Here is a 25,151-nt window from a genome sequence, read left to right as displayed (position 1 = left end):
AACGATCACTAAAAGGATTTTCACTTCGAACTATCCTCATCAATACCTGGGGGTTTGAGCGCTCCTCCGGCTCCCATCACAACCTCTTTCAGGTTTTGCCGCAATACATATACCGTTACCTTAAAAGATTGGCCATTGCTGGAATCCGGATGGATACCCAGCAAGCCGAAAAGATGCATAGACGGTACATTGCAATGCATGCCATTGGTATTCCACCATTCCATTATGGATTGAAATGGCTCGTTATCCCTGCCACAATAAATCAACACCCCTCCCTTTTTTACCCAGTCAGCCAAACGGCGGTGCACATCTGGCAGATAAATAATGGGGCCGGACTTCAACATGGAGGAAGCACTTCCTGCTGAAATGCAACAATTGCGTCAGTAGCACGCAAATAGCCTCCTGCACTATGGATTGTGTCCTTTATATTGTGTACAGAATACCGGATCGATTCACTTTGGAATACTGTTGTGACAGCCTCACGAAGTGCTTCAGCAGTAAACTCTGTACGGTCAAGAATAAGGCCCAGATGCAAATCCCGTATACGTTCTGCTGTTGTTACCTGTTCCTTTATGGATGGTAGCACAACCAAAGGCACACCATAATACAGGCTTTCCATGGTGCTGTTTAAGCCGCCGTGAGTGACAAAAACATCCACATGAGGGAGTAGCGCGGTCTGAGGAACAGAGCGCCTTACAACAAAATTATCGGGAATGGGTTCCAGCGTATGTAAGTCAACCTGATCTCCAACCGACATTACCACGCTCCAACCGGGTGCTGAAAAAGCAGAGAAACACATCCGGTAAAAATCAGGTTCATTATTTCGTAATGTGCCCAATGAAATATAGATCCTGATTGCTGGTGATTTGCTGCTTTGCGCTATCGGCCATGGGACTGGTGGTTGCTCCATAAAGGATGGTCCTACAAACAAAAAACGCTCGTCGAATTGTGCGGCATTAACCTGAAATATTTTTGGTAGAAATACCAACGTTAATCCAGGCACTTCTGAAAACAGCTCCTGAAGGGTAAGATCAGGAATCTGGTACAATGTGGTAACTTCTGCAAGCGCTTTATTAGCAGTATGTGCAAGTAGTTTGAAATTCGGGTCAGTAAACGTTTCGATAATCTTTTGCGATTGTCTGGGACTATGGAATGGCCGGAAGCCGATCGCAGGTAACCGCAATATCCGTGCTGCGAGTCTGGCTGCAAGCAGCATGGTATTAAATACAATACAGTCAGGGCGTATACTTTTTAACTTTTCTACTATTTCCGGCACTATACGTGGCGATTCACGCGCCATTAAAAACGGTAAAAGCGCAATCTCTTTATCCCCCGGTGGCGGTGTATTTTGACTTCGTAAAGTTCCTGACAATGTGACCGGGATGCCCCTGCTTTTTGCACAGCCCCGGTGAAGGATTCGCCAATAAAATAATAAATTTTATGGCCACGTCTACTTAGTTCTGCCACGATGGGGAGCGTTGGGTTCACATGACCATATGCTGAAATATTGAAAAAAACGTAAGTGGCCATATTTTTATATTTCGATGTGAACATGGTATCTTTTCCAAATCTACACTTTTCCGTTTACCATGCAATGTCTGTGAACGCAATTCATTACTTTATCGTATAATCCTTTGTGTCTACTTCAGATAACCTGAAATATCCATAAGCGAAGTTTGCGAAATGGGTTTGATTGATGATATTTCCCCTCACCGAACCTGGCGTTGTTTGAAACGGGCCGCTACCAGCTCCGGATGCTGCTAACAATTTCCTGAAATAATCATAATATCTCCTGGAAATTCCATACAGCCGGATGTTTACCGGATCTCCGGCTTTCAGATCTTCGTCAGAGAAATATTCCGGTATCAGGTTACCTTGACTGTTCTCATCGTCTTTAGCTTTATAATCCGGAAACGTTGATACAGGTGATTGAATACGGTGCAGATAATAATTTTCCTCATTGCCGTTATCCTGGTAATAGTAGGTGATCTCCACTTCATCACCCCCAAATCCGCCCTTATCATTCTGTACAATATTATTGTCAATATTCGGCACACCAATACAAGTTTCGGTTGCGGTATAAATCTCTCCATTTAAAACCATTTTTAATGCATAGTTTTCCCCGATAACCGGATGGAAATTGGAGCAGATATATTCCCCCGTACCGGGATTTTCTATAAAACTAAAAACAGTATTTGCTGAATTTGTTATAACTATATTGGCTCCGGAAACTGTTGGAAATTTCGCACTGTAATATCCCGTTGTGGTGGAGAGTTTAATTTTCTGCTCATTGCCTGTTGTACCTTTCACCCAATCAATCGATGCGTCAATTACCAATTTTGGTGCTGCCGTTTCCAAATCCACTTCCACTACTTTTGTGCAGGACAGAAGAAAAAAACAACATGAAGCAATCAGGTATTTAAGTATGTTTTTCATTTTGTAATTATTAGAATCAAAATTTGAAATTGTAAGTTACACCAGGAATGATACCGAAAATCGATATCCTCTTTGCTTCACTCAACCCTGTTTCCCTGTTTTGCTCGAACATAATAGATGCGGCGTTGCCTCTGCTGTAAACATTGTAGATACTGAACACCCATTCACCTTTCCACCTTTTTTTGCTGTCAGGCTTTGGCGTGTAGGTGGCCGATAAATCCAAATGGTGATAAGCCGGAAGCGAATTGGCGTTTCGCTCTCCGTAGTTCCCAATTGTAATTCCCTGATACTCATATTTTCCAATAGGATAAGTTGCAGCTTTCCCTGTTTGGTAGGTAAAAATGCCGCCAAAACTCCATTTTTTTGTCAGTTGATAAGCGCCTGTAAGCGAAAAATTATGTGTTTTATCGTAGTTGGCACGATACCATTCGCCGTTGTTAATGCCAGGTTCTCCTGCGTTTCTTCCCGGTGTGCGCTGCTCTGCTTTAGAAAGTGTATAAGAAAGCCAGCCTGTGAGTTTTCCGGTATTTTTCTTCAGCATCACCTCAAGTCCGTAAGCCCTTCCTTCCCCGTTTAGCAATACCTGTTCTATGGCTTTTTGGGCGATCAATTCGGCTCCGTCAATGTAATCCGCTTTATTTTTGATTTTCTTGTAAAAGGCTTCTGTTTCCAAAGAATATTTTCCATTGTTGAAATTTCTGAAATAGCCCAATGCAACCTGGTCAAGAATTTCGGGTTTCAAAAACTGGTCGCTCGGCGCCCAGATATCGAGTGGAGAAACGGAAGCTGTGTTGGAAATTAAGTGGATATACTGGCTCATCCGGTTGTAACTCGCCTTAATGGATTGGTCGTCATTTATGGCAAAAGAAACTGCCAAACGAGGTTCTAAATTTCCAAACCCAACTATCTTTTCGTTTTTATTGTAATGCGTTATACTGGTAGGCGTTCCTTCCTCATAAATTTGTAAGCCGGGATTGAAAACCACTGCCTGATTATTAGCATAATTATTTACGTTCTGTTCCCCCAACCGCATGAAATTACTATATCGCAGACCATAATTCAATGATATTTTATTGGTGAGTTTTTGCTCGGCACTGATATACAACGCATTTTCCCAGGCATATTTTTTTTCAAGCTGGTCGGCATTGATAGACGATTTATCGTCCATGGGCTTTATTGTGCCGGGATTGAATTGGTAGTAGATGGAATTGATGCCATAATTCAAAACCAGCTTATCAGACAGACGGTGGTTAAAATTATATTTCAGATTATAATTACGGATGTCCGATACCCAATCAATGCCAACATACTTTATTTTCAGGCCATAATCGTACTTACTGTAAATGATCGATGCATTGGAAAAAAGTTTATCGGAAAAGATATGATTCCAGCGAAGATTAAAGAATGAGTTTCCATAATTGTTGCTGAAAAAATTACTGAAATCCATTTTATCCTTGCCGAAATATCCTGAAAGGAAAATCCTGTTATTGTCATTAATGTTATAATTCAGTTTCGCATTCAAATCATAAAAAGAAACAGAATTGGGGTTGTCTGCCAGTTTCATAAACAATTGAGCATAAGAAGTACGACCAGCAACCACGAACGAACTTTTACCTTTTACAATAGGGCCTTCTGCCAGTAATCTGCTCGAAATCGCTCCAATTCCACCCGTTACGTGATATTCCTGGTTGTTCCCTTCTTTTTGATAAATATCCAGAACAGACGAAGTACGTCCACCGAAATTTGCTGGTATTCCACCTTTATACAATTTCAGATCTTTAATCACATCAGCATTAAAAACGGAGAAAAAGCCGAACAGGTGTGAAGTATTGTAAACAACGGCTTCATCTAACAATATCAAATTACCGTCAACCGAACCTCCTCTGACGTTAAATCCGGTTGCTCCTTCCTGGGCAGTGGAAACTCCTGGAAGCTGCAGAATAGCTTTCAAAATATCAACCTCGCCCATCACTGCCGGCATCTTTTTAATGGTGGAAATAGAGAGTTTATTCACACTCATTTCCGGATTCCGGATATTGTTTGTTGAACTCATGTCCTTTATCACTACCTCATTTAAAGTTCTGCTTTTTTCAAGCATCGAAAAATTTGCCCTGGTGTTTTCTGTCAGAGAGATATGTTCCTCAATATTTTCAAATCCTATACAACTGATAACGATTGTATATGCTCCTTTCGGCAGCGTGATAGAATAAAAGCCATAGGCATTGGTAACTGCCGAGGCTTTTGCTTCAGGGATGAAAACACTTGCACCGATTATTGTTTCGGTGTTTGTTTTCATGGTAACTGTTCCGCTCAATGTGACCTTCTGTTGTGAATAAGCCCCGAATGAAATCACGATAAACAGCAGTGTATAAATGATTTTGTATCTCATCTTTTAAAAATCGATTTAACAATTGTAATTGGCTACAAAACTATCCCTTTGGATAACCGCCTTTTTTTAATTATACCAAACGCGGTATCTTTTATAGCAAAGTATACCGGGGTACTACAAAACATATTTCTTGTCTTATGCGTTTTTATAATGCGTCCTGATTTCGTATAAAAAGCGTACACTTTCGTATAAAACCAGGATCAAACCATCACTTTAATTGTTAAGTTTGCTATATACAATTTTATAAATGAATGATTTTAACCATCAACAGCTTATTAGCGAAAACGTGCTGTTTCGTTTCCTGGTTTCACCTGACCTCAGGATATTCCGTCATTTGCTGCTCATTGTTTTTATAGGTAGTGTATTGTACAACAGCGCTTCCGTAATTGCCAACCCGATAGCGATATTTGTATATTTTATAATATTGTTTTATGTAAATATGTACGTGCTGGTACCAAAGCTTTTGTTCAGGAATAAGAATATCAAATACTGCTTATCAGTGATCATCATCCTGTTAGTAATGGCTGTTTGTGGCTATTTTTTTAATCCTATTAATAAAGAAAATGCGCTGAATATTCCACTTTTTTCCTTCCTTACTGTACTGCTGTTAGCAGCGTCATCTTCCATAAAACTGTTTCAGAAGGGAATGATGGACAAGCAATTGATCTACGAGCTGAAGCAGTCGAAAACTGATGCAGAACTGGAACAATTGAAAAACCAGATCAACCCGCATTTTTTATTTAATATGCTCAACAATGCCAATGTTCTGACAAAGAAAGATCCCGAAAAAGCCTCGCAGGTTTTAATGAAGTTGAGCGATTTACTTCGCTACCAACTTTATGACAGTGCAAGAGATAAGGTGTTGTTGACTTCGGATATTCATTTCTTGGAAGATTTTTTAAATTTGGAGAAAGTAAGGCGGGATAGTTTTGATTTCCTGATTTCAAAAGAGGGAGATCTGAGCGGCGTGCAAATCCCTCCTTTGCTGTTCATTTCGTTTGTGGAAAATGCGGTGAAGCACAACAATGATGCAACAAAAGCATCTTATGTAAACCTGTATTTCGATGTTAGAAACGATGAACTTTTCTTTAAATGTATCAATTCCAAACCTGTGCTTAAATCCGTTAATAATACAGGCGGATTGGGGCTGGCAAATATCAAACGAAGACTGGAACTTTTGTTCCCGGCAACACATCGTTTAAATATAGAAGATGATTCAGAAAGGTATTGCGTAACCTTAACTATAAAGCTATAACTTGCATAATAGTCAATAACGATCCGATAGCGATGAACGTGATCAAATTCAAATATCGCAAACGATAATTTCGTTATATAGTAAAGCGTATAAATTATGAACTGCATTATTATAGATGATGAACCATTGGCAAGAGAAGCCATAGAGATGTTGATTGACCAAACCGATGATTTAGATTTAATCGGTTCGTTCAACAGCCCCGAAACCGCCAAAAATTTTATAGAAAACAATACAGTTGAATTAATTTTCCTTGACATACAAATGCCGGGAATAAACGGAATTGAATTTGCCCGAACCATTCCGAAAGAAACATTTGTGATTTTCACAACCGCCTATTCCGAATTTGCTACCGACAGCTATGAAGTAGATGCGATTGACTACCTGATAAAACCCGTAAAATCGGACCGTTTTCAAAAAGCGGTTGAGAAAGCCCGCACCTACTCCAAATTATTCAAGGCGGACTACGCCGATAACAATATTGAACAGGTAGCAGACGACTTTTTCTTTGTGAAAGCAGACCGGAGAATTTTTAAAATCTATTTTAATAACATACTTTTTATTCAGGGTTTAAAAGACTATGTCGTGATGCATAGCGAAAATCAGAAAGTGATTACGGCGATGAATATCAAAACTATCTACGATCAATTACCAAAAGATATGTTTGTGAGAGTAAGCAAATCCTATGTCATTAATGTTAAGCATATCGATTCTGTGGATAATAACACAGTGTACATAGGTACAAACGAAATTCCCATCGGAAATACTTACAGGGATTTCTTTTTCAATGAATTTGTAACAAAAAAGATTGCGAACAGGTAGCATACGTATTTCCCTGCTGTATCAAAAGGCGCTTTCAGCCAGAAGAAGCCTTGATGAAACTTTACCCTCCCGATTAGCGATACGATAGCTTCACAACACCCTATTGGTTACTATTATCCCCTTTTGTATAAAAACCAGCCGGTTTGGTATAAAATGAATTTAAGCCGTTCTCCTCTGGTCTATTTTAGCATCATTTTATCAGAAATCCTTTTACAGACGAAGGAATAAGTTAGAATGTATGGCTAAAAATTTTCTAATGCTGATCATCTTTTGCATCTATGTCAAAGCTGAGGCCCAGGAGAGCTGGACATTGAAGCATTGTATAGCGTATGGTCTGCAAAATAACCGGAATGCCAGCATTTATGCGAATCAGAAGATAGCTGCTGATGCTAAAGCCAGGGAGGTTCTTGCAGATTATCTCCCCAAAGTGAGCCTTACTTCAATGTTGGACAACAATCTCAAATTGCAGCAAAATGTTATTCCAGCCGGAGTTCTCGGACCCAATGAAATCAAGGTGTCTCTTACCCAAAAATTTAACTCGAATGCCGTTGCACAACTTGACCAGGTATTATACGATCAGTCATTGTTGACAGGGCTTAAAGCAAATAAGTTCAATAGGGAACTGGCGGATCTCAATATTCAACAGAGTCAGGAATCAATTATCTACAATATTAGCGCTGCCTTTTTTCAATTGCTGGTTTACCGGCAACAAATTCTGCTGTTAGAATTTAACAGCAAAACATATGAACGACAGATGGATATATACCGGCTGCAAGTGGCTAAAGGTGTTGTATTACAGAAGGACCTGGATAAGGTGTCCGTGGATTTCAATAACACTATGTCACAGATCAGGGTAGCTGAGAGTAATTTTCAATTGGCGGAGAATCAATTGAAATTCGAGATGGGATATCCCATTGATGATAAACTTCCCGTTAATCTGGTTGATGCTATAGCGCCGCTGGCTGGTCCGGAGGATTCGCTGGTGCGTTTTTCTCCGGCAGCCCGGATTGACTATCGGATATCATCCGCTAATATCAGATTATTAGAGATAGAACAGGCTCGCATTAAAGTCGAAGGACTACCCAAATTAACGGGATATGCACGTTATGGCGCTGTTGGATTTGGCGAAAAATTGAGAGGGGCCTTTGATGAATTATTGCCATATTCGACAGTCGGCTTAAAACTTACAATTCCAATCTTGGACTTCTATAAACGTAATGCCAGACATAAGCAGGCTGTGTTGAATCGGATCAATGCAGAGGAGAGTTTGAAGCTTTCCGAAAGTAAGTTCAGCGTTGAATTTGAAAATGCCCGGACGAAAGTTGCCCAAACCCGGACCAATATGGAAAACGATAAACGAAATATGGACCTGGCCGAATCAGTATTTAAGGTAACAAATCTTCAATTTCAGAAAGGCACTACTGATTTGAATGACTGGTTAATTACCCAGAATTCCCTCAAGTCAGCACAAAACAATTATCTGAACGCTATCTACAACTACTACCAGGCTCGGGTTGATCTTGAGAAAGCCGCGGGTACATTGAAAACATTTTTAAATTCTCTTTAACTGGGATGAAAAAAAGAATCGTATTGATACTGGTTATTACTGCAATGTTAATTGCCATTGTGTTTAAGTTGGCATACAATAAAACCAAAATTGCAGAGAAAAATTCGCCTGCTAACATTGAAGACATCCGTATACCTGTCACTACCTCCAATGTGAAGTCGGAGATTATGCTGGAACTGCTGGTGAAAACTGGCGCGCTGGCGCCTTTAAGAGCGTCCAGGGTGTTTTCTGCTTCCGGCGGCCAGTTGCAGAAAGTGATGTTCAGCCTGGGCGACCATGTAAGAAAGGGCCAGTTACTCGCTATTGTTGATAGCAGGTTGCTTGCGCTAGATCTGCAAAAGGCAGAAACGAATGTTGCAAAGTTGGAGAGGGATATTAATAATTACAGGGAACTGTTGGCAGGAAACGCTGTCACCCTTGAAAAGGTGGAGAGTATGCAACAAAGCTATAATGACGCATTGAATCTTGCTCAACAGATACGAAAACAGATAGCCGATGCGAGTATTAAAGCGCCGGATGATGGCATTATTGCTTCCAAACCGGTTGAACAGGGCATATTCATAGCGGCCGGAACGGAAGTGGCTTCAATAGTGAATATGTCGTCGCTGAAAGTACAGGTAAATTTGACTGAAGATGAAGTTTACAAGGTGGCTAAAGGCCAGAAAATTGGTATCACCACAGCTGTTTATCCAGGAAGAATTATTCCCGGCTTAGTGACTTTCATTAGTCCCCAGGCTAACCAGGCATTCAATTACCAGGTTGAGATTACTGCACCGAATGATAAATCCATGCCGCTGCTTGCAGGTACATTTGTTAACGCCGATTTCTCAAAGAAAACTGAACGGAAAGTATTACTTGTTTCGCGGGAGGCCTTAATCGAAAGTACTACTAATGCAGCTGTTTATGTGGTGATAAATGGCAAGGCTATCCGGCGGGAAATCAGCGTAGGTAGAAATTATGGGGATGAACTGGAGGTACTGGGTGGTTTGGAAGACAAGGATAAGGTGGTTATTTCTGGTCAGGTTAACCTGAAAGACAGTGCCTTGATTAATGTTATTAAGTAAAGAATAAGATGTATGTCAATTACTGAAATCGCCATAAAACGGCCACTACTGCTGATTGTGATCTTTACTGTACTGATCCTGTTTGGTGTCCAGTCGTACCTGGGTTTAAATTACAATCTCCTGCCCAAAATTGATGTTCCTACGGTTTCTGCCAGCACAATCTACCCAGGGGCTGCAGCTGCTGAAGTTCAAACCAATGTTACAAAAAAATTGGAAGATGCGGTTTCCTCAGTTGAGGGATTGGATCAAATTAGTTCAACTTCCCAGGAGAATCTTTCAATAATTACAATTTCTTTCAGATCGGGAACCGATATCGATAAAGCAGAACGTGATGTACAGCGAAAAGCCGATCAAATTATTAGTCAGTTACCACTTGATGCTGAAAAGCCGGGGATAAGTAAAGTTAACCTGGATGAAACGCCGGTTATTAAGGCCGGCGTTACGGGGAACCTGCCTCCGCGGAAAATTTTTGACCTGGTTGATAACCAGTTGCGCCCAATATTACAGAACGTTCCCGGAGTGGGGCAGGTTAACATTATCGGGGGAGAAAAACGGGAGATTCAGGTAAATGTAATGCAGGATAGGCTTATGGCTTATGGGCTTTCTATTGGGCAGGTGACAAATGCGATCGGTAAAGCGAATCTTTCATTTCCTGCAGGGAGCATTGAAACAACAAACAAACAGCTTTCCATCCGCTACGATGCAAATGTGGATTCGATCGGGGAGCTTCGTAATCTGATCATTTTACAACACCCAACTCAGGGTACCATAAAGTTAGGAGATGTTGCGGATGTGTCAGATGGGACGGCAAAGCCTACCGCCATCAACCACATAGATGGGATTCCATCAATTGGTATCCAAATCATTAAGCAGAGTGACGCAAATGCAGTGGCAGTAAGCGATCGGGTAAAGAAGTGCTTTCGTGAGCTAGAGAAACAATACTCGGGGCAGAAACTGCTGTTTAATGTTTCCTCGGATCAGAGCGTGTATACATTGCATGCAGCTAATGCAGTTATGTTCGATCTGTTTTTGGCTGTAATAATTGTAGGTATTGTAATGTTGGCTTTCCTCCATAGTATAAGAAGTGCGTCATTTGTACTGATCGCTCTTCCATCTTCTATCATTCCTACATTTATCGCCATGTACCTGATGGGATTTTCCTTGAATTTAATGACGTTAATGGCAATGTCTTTGGTGGTGGGGATACTTGTGGATGATTCAATTGTGGTTCTGGAGAATATTTACCGCCATATGGAGATGGGGGCGGATCGCCGGAAGGCTGCACTGGAAGGACGAAATGAGATTGGTTTTACAGCCTTATCTATCACATTGGTGGATGTGGTGGTGTTTCTGCCGTTGGCATTAGCAGGCGGGATGATTGGAGCAATTTTACGGGAATTTTCCCTCGTCGTTATTTTTTCAACACTGATGAGCCTCTTCGTATCATTTACCATCACACCTGTGCTGGCAAGCAGGTTTGGTAAACTGGAGCAGCTGTCTGCAAAAAGTATTTGGGGAAGGATTAATTTGAAGTTCGAGTACTTTATCGAAATGATAAAAGAGGAATATGGCAGGTTATTAAGAGCAGTATTAAGAAAAAAGAGATGGTTACTGATACTTGTAATGTGCCTGATTTTTGGATCAATTGCGTTGGTCCCGATGGGGTTTATCGGCGCTGCGTTTATTCCTAAAGCGGATCAAAGTGATTTGATCCTGAATATGGAACTGGAGCCAACAGCAAGCATTTACAAGACTAATATGAAGGTTCAGCAGGCGGAGAAGATTATCCGGGAACAACCAGAGGTGAAGAAGATCTTCTCCAGCATAGGATTTGTGAGTGGAAGTGTGGCTGGAGCATCTGCAAATGCTAACCTGGCTGAACTGACGGTTGGCCTGGTCGATAAGAACGGGAGAAGTAAAAGTTCTGAGGAACTCGGAATGTATCTACAGCAAGAACTAAGTACTATCATAGCGGGTGTGAAGTTTACAGTCGCCTCCACTTCAATAACCGGAAATGTAAGCAATGCGCCGATACAGATAGCCATCAAAGGTGTTGATCTGAGCGCCGTTCGGCAGGTTGCCCAGGAGTATATGAAGGTGGTCGCAGATGTTCCCGGAGCGCAGTTTGTAAAGCTGTCGGTAAAGGACAGGAAACCCGAGGTGGACATCAGGCTCAACAGGGAAAAAATGAGTCTCCTTGGACTCAATGCGAGTGCTGTTGGTGTTGCGCTACAGAATGCTTTTAGCGGGGATGATAAGAACCAGTTCAAACAAAATGGGAACGAGTATGATATCAGGACAGGGCTGGATCAGTTTAGCAAATCGGATATCAGCAATATAATGGACCTGCCGGTGGTAAACGCTAATGGTCAGACAATACTGCTGCGGCAATTCGCGGATGTTAAAGAAACACTGGGGGAAACCACTCTTCAGCGTATTGACCGGCTCGGGTCTATTACGGTGCAGGCAAACGTTTCCGGGCGGCCAACGGGTACTGTAGCCGATGAAATCAAAGCTAAGACAAAATCTATAAAGGTGCCGGAAGGGGTTAATATTGAGTACCTGGGAGATTCCAGGAATCAGGCAGATGCCTTTGGAAGCCTTGGTCTGGCACTTATCACCGCAATCGTACTGGTATATCTTATCATGGTAGCGCTTTATGAAAACGCGGTGTATCCATTTGTAGTGCTGTTTTCGATACCAGTGGCACTGGTTGGTGCATTACTGGCGCTGGCGCTAACTATGGAAACATTAAACATCTTTACAATTATTGGGATGATTATGCTATTGGGGTTAGTCGCTAAAAATGCTATTCTCATTGTCGACTTTGCAAATAAACTCAAAGAGGAGGGACATGGAACTGTAGAAGCACTGATAGAAGCAGGCAGGGAAAGGCTTCGCCCAATTTTAATGACAACGCTCGCGATGATTTTTGGCATGTTACCTATAGCAATGGCAAAAGGCGCCGCAGCTGAGATTAAAAACGGAATGGCCTGGGTAATCATTGGGGGGCTGACAAGTTCTATGATACTCACGCTCTTTGTGGTACCCGCAATGTACCTGATTGTGGATGGTATACTTGTCCGCCTTTCCCGTCATCGTAAGCAGCCTTCCATCGAGGGTACTTCATAAGCAGCAAGAAAGCCGCCTCATTCCGGGCAACCTTAATTTTTGTAGTTGAATCGTGATAGGTGCCGGTTGCTAAGGTATTATGGGCTGCGTTTGGCCAACATTCCTCCTGAACATAATGCAGATGTATACTTTCTGAACACTTATGGGTAACAATAACACATATAGTGTAATCAGTTGTAGGTTAGACAAACGGCCCCGATATTTATCGGGGCTTAATTGTTTGTGAAGTATTGTGCTTTCCAGCTACTTTCTCGTACGCAGGGAAGTATAAAATGCCAGCAATAAAAAAGCCTCAAAACCTTTACTAATAAAGATTTTGAGGCTTGTCGGGACGACTGGATTCGAACCAGCGACCTCTTGCACCCCATGCAAGCGCGCTACCGGGCTGCGCTACGTCCCGTTTTACCGGTAATTTCCCCATTCGATGGGGTGCAAAAGTACTTAATTATTTTATTTTTCAAAATATTAGGTATACTTTTTTTATAAAATATTCATTTCTAAGGAATCATCGAAGCTTCGGACCACCCCTCATTTTCCCCCCACCGGGATTCTTCCGTATTACCACGGATCAAAAGTTCAGCTCCGGCAACGACAGGCGGCCATGCCTGTGCGACGATTTTTGTTATTGTTCAGACTCCGGATATATCGCGCCGCCTTATTTGTTGTAAGAATACAGATTGTTGCCTTTTTTCATTATATTCAATATCGATATAACTGCTTGTCAGATGAAGGACGATTGATTGATTATCATAATCATTCGTTTCTTTTTCTTAACTGCCTAAGTATATTAATCAATAGTTTTGTTTTCATGTTAAAGTGCAGATCATTACCTGCCAGGTACTATATACCCTCCAATGCAAGATCAAGATTAAATAAATAAAGCAATATGGCTAAATATTCAATTCATGTAAATGGCAAAACACACGAAGTGGATGTGTTAGAAGATATGCCATTGTTATGGGTGCTGCGGGATATCATTGGCTTAAAGGGAACCAAGTTCGGTTGCGGCAAAGCCTTGTGCGGCGCCTGCACCGTACATCTCAATGACACAGCCATCCGCTCCTGCAGTTATCCTGTTTCCGCAGTTGGCGCCGATAAGATTACCACCATTGAGGGGTTGGCGGAAGAAGGGGATCATCCTGTTCAGCAAGCCTGGGAAAAGCTGGTCGTGCCACAATGCGGCTACTGTCAAACCGGGCAAATCATGAATGCAGCAGCCTTGCTGAAAAAGAATCCGCACCCGTCCGAACAGGAAGTCGAACAGGCGATGCAGGGCAATCTTTGCAGATGCGGCACCTACAACAGGATTAAAGCAGCTATACTAAGTGCTGCTACTGTCTAATTAATCAGTCATTCAAAAAGAACAGATCCATGAAGGTTATATCTCCATTTGAGAAGAACACCGATGCCGTAGCATCGGAAATCTTCAGAGCTTCCAGAAGAGATTTTCTAAAAGTAGGTAGTTTACTCGCAGGAGGTTTGGTGTTGGGTGTGAGTATTTTTAGCTGTAATGAAAAAGGAAAAAAGATTGCCACTTTAGCTCCCAATGTATATTTACGTATTACTTCGGCCGGAGAAGTGATTATCATTGCCCACCGCTCTGAAATGGGCCAGGGCATCCGGACTTCCCTCCCACTGGTTATAGCAGATGAATTGGGAGCCGATTGGAGCAAGGTTCAGATTGTGCAGGCAGAAGGCGATGAAAAGAAATATGGCAATCAAAATACAGATGGCTCCTTTTCCATAAGGATGTTCTATAAGCCGATGCGTGAGGCAGGAGCAATCGCCAAACTTTTACTCATGCAGGCGGCGGCAAAAAAATGGCAGGTGCCCGTAGAGGAATGCGACACGGCCAACGGCCAGGTGGTTCACAAAAAATCGAATAAGCAGCTGGGTTTTGGCGAGTTGGTGGACGCCGCCAACCTTTTACCGGTTCCCCTTGCGGCCAGTGTGAAACTGAAAGATCGCAGCCGCTTTAATATGATTGGCAAAGCAACTCCCATTGTGGATCTGCACGATATTGTAAGTGGCAAAGCCGTTTTTGGTATAGATGCCGTGACAGAAGGCATGAAAGTGGCGGTTATAAAAAGATGCCCGGTAGTAGGCGGTTCTGTAAAGTCGTTTAACGATACAAAAGCCCGCAGCATACCAGGGGTGATCAAAGTTATTGCCATTAAGGGCGCGGGTCTTCCGGCTACTTTAACAAAACCCCTGAGTGGTGTGGCGGTTATTGCTGAAAATACCTGGGCAGCCATCAAAGCCCGCGATCTGCTGGAAGTGGAATGGGACCTGGGACCTAATGCTACCTATGATTCAGCCAAACAAATCGAGGAATTAAAGCTGGAAGTCGCGAAAAATGGAACGGTGCGCAGAAAGCGGGGCGACTTTAACGCCGCAAAATCGGGAGCTAAAAAAGTGATTGAACATACCTACGTGGCGCCACACCTTGCCCACGCCACCCTGGAGCCACCCTGCGCGCTCGCAGTGGTAAAAAATGGCACCTGCGAAGTTTGGGCCTGCACGCAAAACCCACAGGGAGCGCGGGATGCCATTGCAGAAGCATTGGGATTTTCCGCAGAAAAGGTAAAGATAAATGTTACCCTGCTGGGCGGCGCTTTCGGACGTAAGTCCAAGCCCGATTTCATGCTGGAAGCAGCCATACTCGCAAAAGAATCCGGCCTTCCCATCAAAGTACAGTGGACCCGGGAAGATGATATCCATCACGATTACCACCATGCTTTAAGCGTACAACGCATTGTTGCCACCATTGACCACGACAATAAGCTCAGTGGCTGGAATCACCACATTGCCTACCCCTCCATTTCGGCTACAGAAGATATTTCCGTGGTGCAACCCAGTGACGGAGAGCTGGCGCTGGGTGCTTCTGACTTCCCCTATAACGCGCCTGCCATACAAATAGAAACGCATGATGCCAAGTCACACATGCGTATAGGCTGGCTGAGATCCGTGCGTAACATTCCCCAGGCATTTGCGATTACCACCATGCTGGACGAAGTAGCGGAAGCAAGAGGAATGGACGCTGTTGCCAATGCCATTGACCTTCTGGGAGAAGACCGTAACATCACCTTCAACCAGGAACTGGTGAAAACCACTTATCCGAATTATGGAGAGGATATCGCCAATTACCCCTGGGAAATCAGCCGGATGAAAGGCGTTATCCAACGGGTTGCAAAGGAATCCGGCTGGGGAAAAACAATGCCCAAAGGATCTGCACTTGGCTTTGCTGCGCACCGGAGTTTTTTAACGTACGTTGCCTGCGTAGTGGAAGTACAGGTAGATGCGAATAACAAAATCACGATTCCAAGCGTCCATTATGCGGTCGATTGTGGTACGGCCGTAAACACTGACAGGATCAAATCGCAGTTTGAAGGAGGTGCGCAATTTTCGGCCAGCTTTGCGTTGAAGAGTGCTATTACCCTGAAAAACGGGCAGGTGGAACAGAACAATTTCGACGGCTACCAGATTATCCGGATGCCGGAGTCACCGAAAGAAATACATGTGCACATCATAGAAAGTGATGCCCAGCCAACCGGTATTGGCGAACCTCCCGTGCCGCCTTTCACCCCTGCATTATGTAATGCGATTTATGCCGCAATAGGTAAACGCATCTATACCCTGCCTATTGATTTGAGCGCCTGATGTATGCAAATAGTTAAATAATTGAATGAACAAGGCCCGCTTTGCAACGGGCCTTGTTCATTCAATTCAAGTTCCGGTATTCCCTCGGTGAATAACCGGTTTTGCTTTTAAATAATTTTGTAAAGTGAGATGGGTGTTCAAATCCCAGCTCGTAGGCTATTGTTGCAATAGCGTTGTCGGTGCCCCACAACAGGGATTTAGCCTTGTCTATCAGCTTCAGATGAATGTGCTCCTGTGTCGACTTGCCGGTATATTTGCTTAATAAATCCGAAAGATAATTGGCGGAGAGATGAAGACGCGAGGCGAAATATTTCACATCCGGTACACCGGACGCTATTGGAGCATCCTGGGCGAAATAGTCATTCAAAATCCTGTCAAATTTCTCTATAATATCATTGCTTGCCTTTGTTCTTGTAAAAAACTGGCGATCGTAAAACCTTGCGCAATAGGATAACATCAATTCAAGATTAGTCAGGATAAGATGGTGTGAATGAGTATCCAGATTCATCGAGATCTCCCTGCTGATATTCTTCAGACAATCTTCCAGCACACTTTTTTCAGCATCCGAAATATGCAGGCATTCGTTGGTATCATACCCAAAAAAAGAATAGCCGGTCAGCTTTTGTCCCCTGCTGGTGTGCAAAAAATCAGGGTGGATATAAATTGCCCAGCCTTCCACTTTATTTTCTATGCCGGGCGATAAAACCTGCTGAGGAGCTGTGAACATCAATGAACCTTCGGAGAAATCGTAAGAAGTACGCCCATATTTAAAGGAGCCTTCTATTTTCTTGCACGCAATGGAATATAAATCCAACCGGTAGGCCGCCCCTGCCTTCCGGTGCGACCGGTCCACTTTAGACAAATCCACCACGCTTATCAACGGGTGCAGTGGCTTATCATAATGAAAAAAATCATGCAATTCCGAAATCGATTTGATGTCGATATACTTCGTTGGTGTTGCCATAAAGTAAATTAATAAAAAAAGAGATATCGATAACATAGCGGCCATCTGACAGGTGGCCGCTGTCGTTAATCAGATAAAGATACCGCCGCTAACCTCAATTCGCTGGGCATTTACAAAGCGGCTGTCGTCTGAAAGAAGTGATGCAACAAAAGCGCCTACATCATCCGCCTCTCCAAGGCGACCGAGGGCAGTCATACCGGCAATTTGCTGACGGTGACTTTCATCCCCTTTACCTCCGCCAAACTCCGTGTCAATGGCTCCGGGCGCCACACTGTTAAAACGAATTTTCCTTTCCGCATATTCTTTGGCAAAATACCTGGTCAATCCTTCCAACCCGGCTTTGAGCGCACCATACACTGCAACACCGGGAAAAGCAAAGCGGGCCAGGCCGGATGAAATATTGATCACCTGCCCGCCCTCCTTCATCAAGGGAATCAGCTTTTGCGTCAGGAAAAATACGCCTTTGAAATTTACGTTTACGAGCTGGTCGAAAATCTCCGGGGTGGTGTCTTTAATCAGCGTTCGCTGGGCTATCCCTGCATTATTTACAAGGTAGTCGAAGTCTTCCCGGTTCCATTCTTTTTTAAGTACCTGTTGAACCTGGCTGACGAAATCGTTGATGGAGCTAAATTCAGCAGCATCCATCTGCAAAGCAACAGCTTTTCCGCCATTGCCATTGATAGTATCCGCTACCGCCTGGCCTTGTTCAGGATTGCTATTGTAAGTAAGGATGACGCCGATATTACGTTTAGCCGCATTTAATGCAATGCTTTTCCCTATACCCCGGCTGCCACCGGTCACCAGGACGATTTTTGATGGCTGATTTGTTGTGTTCATAATCATTGAATTTTATAACACAAAGTTCCATCAGCCTTTCGTCACGCAATTGAACATTTAACGGTAAAACTTATACATTTCTCTGAAATGAAATGTATTTAACGCTGGTGAGAAGCTACTATTCATTCAATGTCTATAAGTTGCACATAATTGCCGGCGCTACATAAACTCCGCCTGCATTCCCAATAATATCAATACCACCACTAATTTATCCGCAACAAACTTCTTGCGCAGTACCTGGTTGGCCAGGTTTAGATGCTTTTCAATCGCTTTTACACTCAACTTTAACTGATCTGCAATTTCCTGGTGAGTATAGCCATGTTGTTGTTTCAGGAGGAATATTTTACGGCGTTTCTCCGGTAAGGAATTAATAACTTCATGAAAACTACGCCAACCATCTTTAAATATCAGGTCTTCTTCGAAAGATACAGAAAGCGGTTGCTTCTCATTAAAGGCAATATCCCGTAACAAACGCCTTGCTTCCTTCTGATTGTGGTTCACTATTATACGGTAAACATAGGTGCGCAACAAGGGATAGATCATCGCATCATCCTTCAGCGAGGGCAGGTTATCCCATACCTTAATAAAACACTCCTGCACCAGGTCTTCTACCACGAGGGTATCTTTAGTATATCGTTTTACAAAATGATAAAGGCGGTCTTTATTGTCCAGGTAGATCCGCTTAAACCTTTCCTCCAGGTGAAGTGATTGCATATCCATATTGCTGGTACTTCCCGTTATCGGGGAGCTACAAAGTTGGAAAAGTTTTACCTTCTGCCGCTTCTCTTATAAAAGATAATGATTAATTCACATGCCCACTCACCAATGTTATCTCCATGTTAACTCCACTTTTCGCGGTAGGGTTCTGGTATGCCAGTGCTGTGTTATTATTAGCGGAGATCTTAAATGCACTTCATGATGATAGATAAAGCCTTGCTTAGTAAATACTTTGACGGAACATGCACGCAACAGGAAGAACAACAGGTGCTTAAGTACCTGGCGGGACGGGACCATCAGGAATTCATTTCCCTTATGGAACAATCATGGGATGACCTGCCTGCCGGCAATATTGGCGAAGACATTACCCGGCGTATGCTGATGCAACTGGAAATGAAAACTTATGGGAGGCAGCAGGTTATTCCTATTGAACGTGCTTCGCAGAAATGGCGGAAAAGCTGGCTGCGCGTAGCGGCTGCTGTAGTATTCATGGTAACAGGAACTACATATTGGCTTATTACGAACAGGAATCATACGACGCCCATTACCTGGACCACCATTTATAATGATCATAACAATCCCGAACTAGCCGTATTACCTGACAATAGTAAGGTGTGGCTGGCGCCAGGCAGTAAATTATCCTATACGCCATTTACCGGCAAAGGGCAGCGCAGTATAAAACTGGATGGCGAAGCTTTTTTTGATGTGGCGCAAAATGCCTCCCGGCCATTTGTGGTGTATACAGATAAGCTGGCTACCCGTGTGTTGGGTACCACCTTTAATATTGAAGCTTATCCCCATGAAGCAGCAGTGAGAGTGTCGTTGGTAAGTGGCCTGGTTACGGTTGCATCTGCTGACAGCGCCGATCATATGGCTACAAGGCTTCACCCCGGCGATGTGATGGATTACGAAAAAAGCAGCCATACGTTTAAACGGCAGCAGATTAAAATCAATGATCCGCAAGAATGGACAAGCGGTTCACTGGTGTTTAATGATCTGCCGCTCACGGATGCGGTACAAAGAGTAGCCGCACGATATCACCTGGTTATACACTATGCAAAAGGAACGCAATCAGCACTGTCAGATAAAAAGATAACAGCCATCTTCCGGAAAGAAAGCAGTAGCGAGATCTTAAATAATATACTTTTCATCTCCAACTGCTATATACAACAGCACGGCCAGGATATCACCGTTTACAATATGCCTTAAACCAACGCCAATAGCGGGGCCATATCCCCGCTATAATCTATTCTTAAAATAAATTAATGTATGCTTTCTATGTACTATAAGGCAAATGAAATTCTTTTGCTATTCAAGTTCCTTCCTATACAATTAAAGCGAGGGTGTTTATGCCTGCTGATGTGTTGTACCATTTATACGCTACAAGCACAGGAAAAATTCTCCGGGCTTACAGCTAAAGTTGAGTATTCATCCGCCGCCATCAGCGCATCCGCGTTACTCGAATCCATACAAAAACAAACGGACTATACTTTCTCTGTAGACAAAGCGGTATTAAACAGCATCACCATCCGCGACGTGCACTTTACCAAAACGAACCTCGGTAAAGTATTACAATACCTGGAAGAACATTATGGTCTTGCATTTTCCGTGGCCGGAAAAAATATTGCTGTGAGAAAGGTTGCTGCCGTCAGCCCGGTTCCTCAAAAAAAAACAGCGTCAGCAGAAGGTATATTAAAAGGAAGAATTGTTGATTTCGAAAATGCGCAGCCCTTGCCCGGTGCAACATTACGACTGGATGGAACCGCCAAGATCACCATCAGTGACGATAAAGGTTTTTACAACATCAATAGTATACAAGCCGGTAAATACGCCCTGACGGTTACCTATACGGGCTATGCTACTACCCACCAGATGATCCGGATAGAAGCGGGAAATAATACGGTGGATGTAAAGCTACAGGTGAAATCCACTACTGCCAACACCGTAGTGGTAACTGCTATTAAACGGAAACGGGTGGCCAATACCACAGATGCACAGCTGATCCGGGAACTATACAATGCCAAATCAGTAGTGTCCGGCATTTCCAGCGAGCAAATAGCCAGAACACTTGACCGTGACGCGGCTGAAGTGGTAAAAAGAGTGCCCGGTGTAAATATTTCAGAAGATAATTTTGTTATCGTTCGTGGGTTAAACAAAAGATATAACCTTACCTATCTCAATGATGCAATTGCCCCTGCCAATGATGCTGACAGCCGTTCATTCTCCTATGATGTGATCAGTAGTAACGCAATTGACCGTATTATGGTGTATAAATCTCCTTCTCCTGATCTGCCTGGAGAGTTTTCAGGCGGACTTGTAAAAATATATACCAAGAAAAGCCAGATGACCCGGCAGGTGGATCTTCAGCTTTCTACGCAGTACCGTTCCGGTTCTACATTCGATAATGTCTGGTCTTATGCAGGCGGTAAATATGATTTCCTGGGTTTTGATGATGGTACGCGCAAACTCCCCTCCGGGATACCAAGAGCCGCAAATTTCAATCATCTTATCCCTGCAGAAAATGCCGGATACTCAAAGCAGTTCAAAAATATTTATGTCCTGGATAAAACCTACACGGCGTTACCGGACCTGCGGCTGAATCTCAATTACTACGATGCCTGGAAAACAGGACGGAAATACCTGAAAAACCTTAGCGCCGTTTCTTATTCAAACACCCACGAACACAGACTTTCAGAACAACGTTCGCTATATAAATTCTATGACGGGCAGCTCACACAAGGTATTCATGCCGCCAGGATTTCCATAATACAGGATAATGAAATGCAGGTCAGTGACCGGCTGACACTGGCGCTTCATAATTTTCTCAACGTGAATAATCAGCGTATTGCTGTAGAAGATTACCGCAAACTGGATGATTACCCGGGTCAGGAATTCCGCCATACCAATCTTTACTATGTACAAAATACCCTGTACTCCGGCCAATTTGCCGGAACATACCTTTTTGGAAAAAATAAAAGAAATGAACTGAAAGCAAATGCAGGCTATTCCACTATCCATAAGCAGGAGCCAGACAACCGCGACTATACATTCAACAGGCAGCTATCCAATACCGGAGAAAGTCCCTGGGCCCTCAGCACTGAATTGATTTCTTTCTATACACTATCCCGCTCTTTCAATGACATTACCGAAAAAAGCTACCAGGCAAACACTGACCTGAATTACCGGCTTACGGATGTATGGGGGTTTAAAGCAGGCGCCTATTACCAGTCAAGAATGAGGAATTTCAACAACCGGATCTTTATTATCGTAAACGGTGTAAACCTCTACGACCCCAACCTGGCCATCCGGGGTTCAAAATATGATGGCGACAACGGGGAGGTAATGGGAAATGGTCAGCTCGTTGAAGAAAAATACCTCCAACATTATTTTGATCCCTCCATGTTCCGCACAGACGGAACCGGTTACCGGTGGTTGGAAAAAACAACCCCCAATAACCAATACTATGCAGACAATACGTTGAAAGCAGGCTATATCAGTACCGATATTAACCTGTTACAGGAGCGTCTTAATATATTTGGCGGCGTGAGGATTGAAGACAACCACTTCCGTATCCTGGGATCCTACGAAAACGGCCTCGCTGCGTATCCGCTTATTGTAGATCAGCCGCTTACCAGCATTCTGCCCTCCGTGAATGCATCTTTTAAGGCAGACAGCTCCCTGATTATCCGTATCGGTTATGGCAAAACACTGAACCGTCCCGAGTTCAGGGAAGCCGCGCCTATGCAATATGTTAACTACGTGGACCAGGAAACCTACAACGGTAACCCGGATTTGAAAACAGTAAATATTCATAACACCGAACTGCGACTGGAATGGTATCCCCGTGGCGCCGGTAGTAATGAACTGATAAATGTAGGCTTCTTTTATAAACAACTCGACCGGCCTATTGAACGTTTCAGGATGATCTTTAGTGAAGGTTTTGACCAGTTTGTGTATGTGAATACCGGCAAAGCTAACGTCTATGGCATAGAAGCCGAACTAAGAAAGAACCTGGATTTCGTTTCAGGCAATTTCTTCCGGAATTTATCGGTGGTTCTGAATGGATCCTGGTTCAAAAGCAATGTAGATGTGCCTTCCATGCCACAGTATGTGGGCTATGAAGGCACCAGGTCCAGGCCCATGCAGGGCCAGTCGCCCTATTTGATCAATGCTGCTCTCAACTACGAAAACCCCGGCCTCGGCACAAAAATTTCCATTACCTATAACCGTGCGGCCGACTACATCTATGCAGTGGGCGCCAACCAGGGAAAAAGGGCGGATACCGACATCATGATGAAGTCGAGGAATCAGCTGGACCTGACATGGAGGCAACGCATCAATAAAACGTGGAGCATAGGCGCCGGTGTACAGAATATGCTGAATACGCCTGTACTGCTTTACCAGGACTGGAAACACAACTATCACTTTGATAAATTAAAAGGTATTGCACCTGAGCCTGGGCAGGTAATCCCTTTTGACCAGGCAGACATTATATATCGCAGATACTACCAGCATCCTTACTATTCACTCGCTTTAAACATTATTCTCTGATTGTCATGATATGTACCCATATGCAAATAAAATCACCCACTGTATACCTGCTCCTGCTGCCGCTCCTCTTATGCTGCTGCAATAAATTCAGGGAAAAACTGGATCTTCAAAACAACGAATCCGGCATTATTAAGGTAGTGAAGGCTGGTGTCAATATTACGGAAGCACAGATCGATGAAACGATTACGGTATATGCCAAAATAGGAGATCCGGCAGCAGTCGTCAAAATATTCGTTTCGGACGTGGAAGCCCAGGTACTCACCCACGGTAAAGGCAACAGTACGCTTTTAACATCAATTGGAGAACATGTGCAGGTACCTATGGACACCTTTAATATCACTGTTCCCAAGGCGGCTCACATTGGTCCGGGTAATATTTACTTCTCCGTGAACGGACTTGCAAAACCCGCCCTTCCATTTGTGGTAAAACGGCCGAACATCCTTATTCCAAACCAGGTAACAGTAATACCTTACCTCTTCTCGTATTCCGATAGCCTGAAAAACAGTGACGGGGCATACGAATACACTTTCCCTGTTGAGCTGAAAGACGGTCCTTCCAGACAGGCAGTGGTAAACGTAGTGAAGCAGCTGACCTATGATCGCAATACCCAAACCTTTTACTTCATCGATTTTCAGCAGAGCGATAACTCCCTACGCATCCGGATGATCAAAAACGGAATGGTAACCACCATTGCAGGGGGAGGCGATGATTATTTTGCCACCACTGGTAGTAAACTCAAACTGGGAATAACTGATTTTAGCCCCAGTGCAGCCAATACCGTTGATATGAAACCTGGGCCCGACGGCAAATTATACTTTAAGAACCTGTTTACAGTAGCGCCTGCAACGCCTGACGAAAAACCAGCCGATTACTCGCTGATCCAGAGTTTAGACCCCGCCACCGGTAAAGTAACCATCCTTGCCGGTAATAACAAACGCAGTATAGATGCTTATTACTCGAATACAGTAATGAACTACCGTGGATTGGAGGATGGTCCTGCAGATTCAGCGATGATCACTTCTCCCAACGGGCTTACTTTTGATAAAAATGGAAATCTCTATTTTCTGGATATGGAAACATTGCTCCGGGTGCTTAAACCCGATGGCTCTATTAAAACGATAATGGGTAAAGTTAGCAGGGAAGTATTTGATTTTGAAGACGCAGATGGCGTTACCTACCATCCTGTATTGTACATCAATCTCATGGAACATAGTGATGGATTTGGTGATGAAGCACGCTTCTATAACGCTACTAACATGGTAATAGCAGGCAATGGCAAACTCTATGTTCTCAGTAATGGCGCCGGATGGGGCACTAACATTGTAGAAATAAACCTGGATACCCGGGAGGCCTCCACCATTGTAGGCTTACCGGAGGGACAACGCAGTGATTACGAGACCGGCACCTTCAAAGAAGTAGGTTTGCCCTATACGATCACTACCTATGATACCGATTTCGATGGGAATATTGTTTTTGGGTTCACCACTATTTACAAAATGGACCTCAGGGCGGAAACGATCGCGGTGATTGCAGGCGGTCCCATGCAAAATCCTATTCCGCCGGAGTATAAGTCCCAGCGGGCTTTTATGCAGGAGCCACATCCCGGCAATAATTGTATACTCGCCAGGCCAAACAGGATCGTATTTGATCAATTCGGCGATCTGTATGTAGGTTATGACAATGTGTGCTGTGGAGCAGATGTGAGAATTGTAAAAATAGTCATTGGAAAATAATAACCACACATTTAAAGTCAAAAAACA

The 25,151-nt window shown here is 43.4% G+C and carries 17 protein-coding genes and 1 tRNA gene; 10 read left to right on the top strand and 8 right to left on the bottom strand.

Translation table 11 applies throughout. The annotated features are described in order from the left end of the window. Positions 1–20 precede the first annotated feature (20 nt). The 4 genes from ACLHR0_RS22655 to ACLHR0_RS22640 all read right to left on the bottom strand — a co-directional run bounded on the left by ACLHR0_RS22655 (position 21) and on the right by ACLHR0_RS22640 (position 4,825). Positions 21–269 carry a hypothetical protein gene (locus ACLHR0_RS22655; protein ID WP_436489734.1) on the bottom strand — a complete coding sequence of 83 codons (249 nt, stop codon included), beginning with the start codon at positions 267–269 and terminating at the stop codon, positions 21–23. A 68-nt stretch (positions 270–337) separates the two neighbouring features. Continuing rightward, entirely contained in the window at positions 338–1,372 is a 1,035-nt protein-coding gene (locus ACLHR0_RS22650) for a macrolide family glycosyltransferase (protein ID WP_436489732.1), read from the bottom strand. A gap of 242 nt (positions 1,373–1,614) precedes the next feature. Continuing rightward, positions 1,615–2,436: a DUF4249 domain-containing protein gene (locus tag ACLHR0_RS22645; RefSeq protein ID WP_436489730.1), complete on the bottom strand. Its 822-nt coding sequence runs from the start codon at positions 2,434–2,436 to the stop codon at positions 1,615–1,617. Positions 2,437–2,452: 16 nt separating this feature from the next. Next, on the bottom strand, positions 2,453–4,825 hold the full coding sequence (locus ACLHR0_RS22640) for a TonB-dependent receptor (protein WP_436489728.1): 2,373 nt from the start codon (positions 4,823–4,825) through the stop codon (positions 2,453–2,455). 499 nt (positions 4,826–5,324) lie between these two features. On the opposite strand from ACLHR0_RS22640, the gene ACLHR0_RS22635 reads away from it, so the two are divergent. The 5 genes from ACLHR0_RS22635 (at position 5,325) to ACLHR0_RS22615 (ending at position 12,662) form a co-directional block, all read left to right on the top strand. Further along, positions 5,325–6,080: a sensor histidine kinase gene (locus ACLHR0_RS22635; RefSeq protein ID WP_436489726.1), complete on the top strand. Its 756-nt coding sequence runs from the start codon at positions 5,325–5,327 to the stop codon at positions 6,078–6,080. Positions 6,081–6,176: 96 nt separating this feature from the next. Further along, positions 6,177–6,899, top strand: a complete 723-nt coding sequence (locus ACLHR0_RS22630) for a LytR/AlgR family response regulator transcription factor (protein WP_436489724.1) — start codon at positions 6,177–6,179, stop codon at positions 6,897–6,899. Positions 6,900–7,137: 238 nt separating this feature from the next. Beyond that, on the top strand, positions 7,138–8,466 hold the full coding sequence (locus ACLHR0_RS22625) for a TolC family protein (RefSeq protein WP_436489722.1): 1,329 nt from the start codon (positions 7,138–7,140) through the stop codon (positions 8,464–8,466). 5 nt (positions 8,467–8,471) lie between these two features. Beyond that, complete coding sequence (locus ACLHR0_RS22620; protein WP_436489720.1) at positions 8,472–9,530, top strand: efflux RND transporter periplasmic adaptor subunit; 1,059 nt, start codon at positions 8,472–8,474, stop codon at positions 9,528–9,530. A gap of 12 nt (positions 9,531–9,542) precedes the next feature. After that, positions 9,543–12,662, top strand: a complete 3,120-nt coding sequence (locus ACLHR0_RS22615) for an efflux RND transporter permease subunit (RefSeq protein ID WP_436489718.1) — start codon at positions 9,543–9,545, stop codon at positions 12,660–12,662. A gap of 326 nt (positions 12,663–12,988) precedes the next feature. Here the strand turns inward: ACLHR0_RS22615 and ACLHR0_RS22610 are convergent. Then, positions 12,989–13,062 (bottom strand) — tRNA-Pro (locus tag ACLHR0_RS22610). A gap of 486 nt (positions 13,063–13,548) precedes the next feature. Here ACLHR0_RS22610 and ACLHR0_RS22605 point away from each other — a divergent pair. Together ACLHR0_RS22605 and ACLHR0_RS22600 are read left to right on the top strand one after the other, a co-directional pair. Continuing rightward, the gene (locus tag ACLHR0_RS22605) at positions 13,549–14,004 is read left to right on the top strand and encodes a (2Fe-2S)-binding protein (protein WP_370912998.1); all 456 of its coding nucleotides are present in this window, start codon (positions 13,549–13,551) and stop codon (positions 14,002–14,004) included. Between the two features lie 29 nt (positions 14,005–14,033). Then, positions 14,034–16,322 carry a molybdopterin cofactor-binding domain-containing protein gene (locus ACLHR0_RS22600; protein WP_436489716.1) on the top strand — a complete coding sequence of 763 codons (2,289 nt, stop codon included), beginning with the start codon at positions 14,034–14,036 and terminating at the stop codon, positions 16,320–16,322. A 61-nt stretch (positions 16,323–16,383) separates the two neighbouring features. On the opposite strand, the gene ACLHR0_RS22595 is transcribed toward ACLHR0_RS22600, so the two are convergent. The 3 genes from ACLHR0_RS22595 to ACLHR0_RS22585 all read right to left on the bottom strand — a co-directional run bounded on the left by ACLHR0_RS22595 (position 16,384) and on the right by ACLHR0_RS22585 (position 18,843). Next, complete coding sequence (locus ACLHR0_RS22595; protein WP_436489714.1) at positions 16,384–17,286, bottom strand: helix-turn-helix domain-containing protein; 903 nt, start codon at positions 17,284–17,286, stop codon at positions 16,384–16,386. A 69-nt stretch (positions 17,287–17,355) separates the two neighbouring features. Beyond that, complete coding sequence (locus tag ACLHR0_RS22590; protein ID WP_436489712.1) at positions 17,356–18,123, bottom strand: SDR family NAD(P)-dependent oxidoreductase; 768 nt, start codon at positions 18,121–18,123, stop codon at positions 17,356–17,358. A gap of 159 nt (positions 18,124–18,282) precedes the next feature. Further along, positions 18,283–18,843, bottom strand: coding sequence for a sigma-70 family RNA polymerase sigma factor (locus ACLHR0_RS22585; protein WP_429047101.1), 561 nt, complete (start codon positions 18,841–18,843; stop codon positions 18,283–18,285). Positions 18,844–19,038: 195 nt separating this feature from the next. On the opposite strand from ACLHR0_RS22585, the gene ACLHR0_RS22580 reads away from it, so the two are divergent. From ACLHR0_RS22580 to ACLHR0_RS22570, 3 genes are all read left to right on the top strand, one after another. Continuing rightward, positions 19,039–20,049 carry a FecR family protein gene (locus ACLHR0_RS22580; protein ID WP_436489711.1) on the top strand — a complete coding sequence of 337 codons (1,011 nt, stop codon included), beginning with the start codon at positions 19,039–19,041 and terminating at the stop codon, positions 20,047–20,049. Between the two features lie 150 nt (positions 20,050–20,199). Beyond that, complete coding sequence (locus ACLHR0_RS22575; RefSeq protein WP_436489709.1) at positions 20,200–23,391, top strand: TonB-dependent receptor domain-containing protein; 3,192 nt, start codon at positions 20,200–20,202, stop codon at positions 23,389–23,391. 20 nt (positions 23,392–23,411) lie between these two features. Further along, on the top strand, positions 23,412–25,124 hold the full coding sequence (locus ACLHR0_RS22570) for a hypothetical protein (RefSeq protein WP_436489707.1): 1,713 nt from the start codon (positions 23,412–23,414) through the stop codon (positions 25,122–25,124). Positions 25,125–25,151: the final 27 nt, after the last annotated feature.

Origin of the sequence: Chitinophaga sp. ARDCPP14 (assembly GCF_051362515.1) — a bacterium.
GTDB lineage: Bacteria > Bacteroidota > Bacteroidia > Chitinophagales > Chitinophagaceae > Chitinophaga.
Note: the sequence above shows the minus strand (reverse complement) of the source record. Positions and strands in the feature narration are given on the sequence as shown.

What these genes read in the sequence shown, in the direction of transcription:
- ACLHR0_RS22570 (WP_436489707.1), top strand. Translation starts at nt 23,412, where the DNA reads ATGCAAATAAAATCACCCACTGTATACCTGCTCCTGCTGCCGCTCCTC.
- ACLHR0_RS22585 (WP_429047101.1), bottom strand. Translation starts at nt 18,843, where the DNA reads ATGGATATGCAATCACTTCACCTGGAGGAAAGGTTTAAGCGGATCTAC.
- ACLHR0_RS22615 (WP_436489718.1), top strand. Translation starts at nt 9,543, where the DNA reads ATGTCAATTACTGAAATCGCCATAAAACGGCCACTACTGCTGATTGTG.
- ACLHR0_RS22620 (WP_436489720.1), top strand. Translation starts at nt 8,472, where the DNA reads ATGAAAAAAAGAATCGTATTGATACTGGTTATTACTGCAATGTTAATT.
- ACLHR0_RS22600 (WP_436489716.1), top strand. Translation starts at nt 14,034, where the DNA reads ATGAAGGTTATATCTCCATTTGAGAAGAACACCGATGCCGTAGCATCG.
- ACLHR0_RS22590 (WP_436489712.1), bottom strand. Translation starts at nt 18,123, where the DNA reads ATGAACACAACAAATCAGCCATCAAAAATCGTCCTGGTGACCGGTGGC.
- ACLHR0_RS22605 (WP_370912998.1), top strand. Translation starts at nt 13,549, where the DNA reads ATGGCTAAATATTCAATTCATGTAAATGGCAAAACACACGAAGTGGAT.
- ACLHR0_RS22580 (WP_436489711.1), top strand. Translation starts at nt 19,039, where the DNA reads ATGATGATAGATAAAGCCTTGCTTAGTAAATACTTTGACGGAACATGC.
- ACLHR0_RS22640 (WP_436489728.1), bottom strand. Translation starts at nt 4,825, where the DNA reads ATGAGATACAAAATCATTTATACACTGCTGTTTATCGTGATTTCATTC.
- ACLHR0_RS22645 (WP_436489730.1), bottom strand. Translation starts at nt 2,436, where the DNA reads ATGAAAAACATACTTAAATACCTGATTGCTTCATGTTGTTTTTTTCTT.
- ACLHR0_RS22595 (WP_436489714.1), bottom strand. Translation starts at nt 17,286, where the DNA reads ATGGCAACACCAACGAAGTATATCGACATCAAATCGATTTCGGAATTG.
- ACLHR0_RS22575 (WP_436489709.1), top strand. Translation starts at nt 20,200, where the DNA reads ATGTGTTGTACCATTTATACGCTACAAGCACAGGAAAAATTCTCCGGG.
- ACLHR0_RS22630 (WP_436489724.1), top strand. Translation starts at nt 6,177, where the DNA reads ATGAACTGCATTATTATAGATGATGAACCATTGGCAAGAGAAGCCATA.
- ACLHR0_RS22625 (WP_436489722.1), top strand. Translation starts at nt 7,138, where the DNA reads ATGGCTAAAAATTTTCTAATGCTGATCATCTTTTGCATCTATGTCAAA.